Source organism: Trichocoleus sp. DQ-U1, from assembly GCF_039961925.1.
Taxonomy (GTDB): Bacteria; Cyanobacteriota; Cyanobacteriia; order Cyanobacteriales; family FACHB-T130; genus FACHB-T130.
This window is the reverse complement of record NZ_JAMPKB010000159.1, coordinates 1-4,082: the sequence shown is the minus strand read 5'-3', so window position 1 is coordinate 4,082 and position 4,082 is coordinate 1. Positions and strand designations below refer to the sequence as shown.

Annotated in this window: 3 protein-coding genes and 1 pseudogene; 2 read left to right on the top strand and 2 right to left on the bottom strand. The window is 43.5% G+C overall.

Going from position 1 to position 4,082, the window contains the following annotated elements; translation table 11 throughout:
- Nucleotides 1-113 (top strand): annotated as a pseudogene (locus NDI34_RS27830) (peroxiredoxin); the annotation flags it as partial.
- An 83-nt stretch (nucleotides 114-196) separates the two neighbouring features.
- Here NDI34_RS27830 and NDI34_RS27825 read toward each other — a convergent pair.
- Both NDI34_RS27825 and NDI34_RS27820 read right to left on the bottom strand, forming a co-directional pair.
- The gene (locus NDI34_RS27825) at nucleotides 197-1,927 is read right to left on the bottom strand and encodes a tetratricopeptide repeat protein (RefSeq protein WP_348234461.1); all 1,731 of its coding nucleotides are present in this window, start codon (nucleotides 1,925-1,927) and stop codon (nucleotides 197-199) included.
- A gap of 4 nt (nucleotides 1,928-1,931) precedes the next feature.
- Nucleotides 1,932-3,317, bottom strand: coding sequence for an NB-ARC domain-containing protein (locus tag NDI34_RS27820; protein ID WP_348234460.1), 1,386 nt, complete (start codon nucleotides 3,315-3,317; stop codon nucleotides 1,932-1,934).
- Nucleotides 3,318-3,535: 218 nt separating this feature from the next.
- Here NDI34_RS27820 and NDI34_RS27815 point away from each other — a divergent pair, with 218 nt between their 5' ends.
- Entirely contained in the window at nucleotides 3,536-3,865 is a 330-nt protein-coding gene (locus NDI34_RS27815; protein WP_348234459.1) for a hypothetical protein, read from the top strand.
- Nucleotides 3,866-4,082 lie beyond the last annotated feature (217 nt).

Genomic DNA, 4,082 nt, shown 5'->3' with positions numbered 1-4,082 from the left:
TCCAGTACGTACAAACTAACCCCGACGAAGTTTGCCCCGCTGGTTGGCAACCCGGTGACAAGACGATGGTTCCCGACCCCGTCAAGTCAAAGGTCTTCTTTTCTGCCGTCTAAATTTCTGGTGTCGAGTTAGTTTCAGAACTGATTCAGTCGTCAATTAATCAAAAACCCCAATACATTTGATGAGATTTTTCCTATCAGATGTATTGGGGTTTAGTTTTTGATGCTTGCGATCGCGTTAACTCCTGTAACGCTGCTTGCACGATATCTAGCTGCTGGTGATTGTATGCGATCGCTTTGTCATACTCTCCCAATGCACAGTAAACCTTGATCAATTCAACCAAAGTTTGCTCCTCCAAGTTACGGTCTTGGATTGCTCTGAAAATTTCCAATGCTATTTGTAAATACGCCGACGCAGGTGCATATCGCTCAAGTTTTATGAAAGCAATGCCCAAATTACACATTGCAGTTGCTTGACCCTGAAAATTCTGCATTTTCTGCATGATTACCAAACATTCCTGAAAGCACTCAATTGCCTCGGTGTAATCTCCCTTGTTAAGGTAAGCAACTCCCAAATTTGCCAAAGCCCTCCCTTGATCGCTAGGGTTTCCAACTTCCCGTGCTATTGCTAAGCCCTGCTGATGGTATCTAATTGCCACTGCATAATTGCCAAAGGCGAAGAAAGCACCACCCATACTTCCTAATAAATTGCTCTCTCCCCTGCGGTCATGGATTGAGCGCATAATTGACAAACTCTGCTGATAGTAATCCATTGCTTCGGGGTAATTTCCCAAACAGTAGTAAACTCTCCCAATCTCTCCCAGAGATGCTGCCTCTCCCCGACGATCATGGATTTGCTGAGTGATGGTTAAACGCTGCTGTTGATAATCAATTGCCGAGGCGTAGTCTCTCATAGCATGGTAAGTCATACCCAAGTTTCCTAATGACCATCCCTCTCCTAAGCGATCTTTGATTTCCCTAGCAATGCCTAAACTTTGCTGCTGGTATTCAATAGCTCTGGTATAGTCACCTAAAGCCTCATAAACATTTCCCAGCTCACCTAGAGCCACTCCTTCCCCTTTGCGGTATTGGATTTGTCTTGCTATCTCCAAGCTCTGTTGCTGGCACTCAATCGCTTTATCGTAGTCTCCTAGCCGATAAAAAAGCGCTCCTAAACCTGTTAAAGCTAGTTTCTCGCCAGTGCGGTCATGGTTCTCTCGCACGATCACCAAGCTTTGCTGGTAGCACTCCATCGCTTTAGCATAATTTCCTAGAGCCTCGTAAGCATTTCCTAATTCTGTTAAAGTAGCTGCTTCATTTTGGGGATTTTTGCTTTTCTGGGAGATAGCTAGAGTGTGTTCATAACACTCAATTGCTCGGCAATAATTTCCCTGCAAACGGTAAGCCGATCCCAAATTTCCTAAAGTTGCCGCCTCACACTGATCGTTCCCGATTTTCCGTGCGATGAGTACACTTTGCTGTAAGTAATCAATTGCTTTGTCATATTCTGCCAGATTTGTGAAGATATCCCCTAGAGCATTCAAAAAAAAACCCTTAAAGAAAAGAGCTTCATCTTCAGAGCTTAAATTGTCTAAAAGCCTACTGTATAAGGCAGCTTGTTCACGATAATATCCCCAAAGGCTTAGTTGATTGTGAAACTCCTGATTCATGGGAGTATTGAGGTGAATGAAAATTAGTTTGTGAGCCTCCTTCCAATTTTCCACTTCACAGAGATGGTGAAATGCTTCTAGGTAGCCGCGCACTTTCTCTAGATTGGTTGCATCTGGCTTAGATTTGTACTTCATTAGCCAGTTAACGATGGCTCTGTAACGGGTGCGTTTCCAATGCGGCTGAATCAACTTAATGGCTGCTGAATTGATACCAAGCTCTGCCAAAACCGATTCGCTAGACGGTAAAATGTCACTCATTTTCTTAATCGAGTTGTTTTAAATATTCAAGAGCTACACTACGGATTAAATTGTGCTGTCTTAGCAGCAGTTGATCGTCTTCAACAACTTCCTCAACCAGATAGCGATTTCTTAGCACCTCCAGCGCCGCCTCTTGCTGATCTTCATCGCAGTCCCAATCTTCCAAGTGACTGAGCCAAAAATCTTCCGGTACTGCACAGCGATACACAGAAGCTTCGCAAAGCAATCGATAGGCATTGAGGACATCCTTTTTCAAGCGTCCAAAAGTTTTTTCCATCCGATGTCGCACATTTCTTCGCAGTTCACGAGTATATCGATCTAGCTGCCACTGGTCATCTGCGGATGCTGTTATTCCTTTCGTTTTTGCTTCCTCAAGTGCCTTCTCGACCTCTTCAATTTCATGTCCATATTTTTTCCAATAAGCTACTACATTTCCATAAAAAGGGTGACTGCAAACTTCTCCAGAAATCATCCGCAATGCCAGGGGATGCCCTTCATAAGCAGCGCCAATCCGTTCTAGATACAGTGTGTTTGGTGAATCTGCGTCAACCTCTAGCCCAGTTTTCTCAAACAACTCTAGCCGCTCTGATTCTGTAAGTCCGCTTAAGACGGTGCAATCCCAAAAATTTTTGTAACGTGCTGGGATTTCCTCTGGTAAGTCTTGTGAAGTTAGGATCATTCGACTGTGGCAAGATTCGGCTGCTAATAAAGTTTCAAAGAACTTTGCCCACTCGTTATCCTGAAAATCATTCCAACCTTCTTCTTCATTTCCTTCCAAAATCAATTCTAGAGAATCTATTACCACCAGATACCGATTCTCTCGCAAGCGCTTAACTAGCAAATTCAGCAAGTAATTTGTATCTTTGCGGCTTTCTTGTGTAATGGGTTCTCCCCAATTTTCCAGCCATCGAGTTGCAACACTGGCAAAGTCTGAAGCTTGCTGCTCGTTTTCAAAATTTTCTTGGTGAAACTTATCCCCGTCTGGCTGTAACTCCACTACTAATCGTTCAGCCAAAGCTGTTTTACCAATCCCCGCTATACCAACAAGGATTAATAGGCGACACGACCCTTGAATTTTTTCTTTAAGTTCGCCAACTAACTGTTCTCGACCTACCCAAGCATCATCATAGGCAAAAAAATCTGCTCTCGAATTTGTCTTGGTTAGTGGGCTATTATCAACAATCTCTTCCCACTTTTGCCCTATAGCCTCACAAATAGCGACAAAGTTATCTTGAACAATTGGTCTCCGCTGCCAAAACTTCTTTAAAGCCGCTTCTCCGACTACAGCAGCCTCGTACCAAGCAGCAGCCCTTTTTGTCCAGCCCCTGTTTTTTCTAGCGCGATCAACGATTTCTAGTCCCTGTCTAGATGCTCTGAGAGAAACTGCCATGCCTACCCTCTATTTATCAGCTTCTTGTCAGTTTTAATTTAGCCTGTTACCAGCTTAAATTTTGTCGCACTTTTGGGGGTAGTAGCAGAGGTGCGACAAAAGTGCAGCCATCAAGCCAATACAGCTCAGGCATTGTAGAGATGTTGGATGTGGGAGGTAGCGGACAGCAAACCGCTTCTTCTTGGTAAAAACAATCGATCTAAACCAGGAGTAAGACAATGCAAGCTCAAAATTTCCTACAGATGGAACTGCCCTTAAACATAGAGAAAATCGACCCGCTTAAGCAAATGGAAAAAGCAATTCAAGATATGCTAGACCTAATCTGGAAAGGTGTAATTTTGCATATTTCGGTAAAGACTACGAAAACGCTGATGAGTCAACATGGGAAACTCATAGCTTGCAGTAATGGGGAAGCTTGCGTTAAAGTTCCATCGCTGCCAATTTTCCGGATGGCGAGAGAAAAGCTGCCTGATGTAGAAGCAGCTTTCAAGAAAGCTTTTGGTTACAACATCAAAGTTAGTTTAGTAGTTGGAAAAACTCACAGTTGATAACGGGGATACGCCAAGAGCTTAAAGTTAAGTCGCATCTCCAATTCAGGGATGCGATTTTTGTTGAGGATGAAGGCGCGATCGCTTTCTCGTCCACGATTCGCCCCGGTTCGCAAAAAAGTAAAGAACTATTACAATTACAGCAATAAGACCAAAATGATATACCGATGCTGACATCTACTGACTTTAGCGGACTGTTAAATCAACGCTTCTTTGA

Coding starts and splice junctions, on each gene's coding strand:
- NDI34_RS27825 (WP_348234461.1), bottom strand. CDS start 1,927: ATGAGTGACATTTTACCGTCTAGCGAATCGGTTTTGGCAGAGCTTGGT.
- NDI34_RS27820 (WP_348234460.1), bottom strand. CDS start 3,317: ATGGCAGTTTCTCTCAGAGCATCTAGACAGGGACTAGAAATCGTTGAT.
- NDI34_RS27815 (WP_348234459.1), top strand. CDS start 3,536: ATGCAAGCTCAAAATTTCCTACAGATGGAACTGCCCTTAAACATAGAG.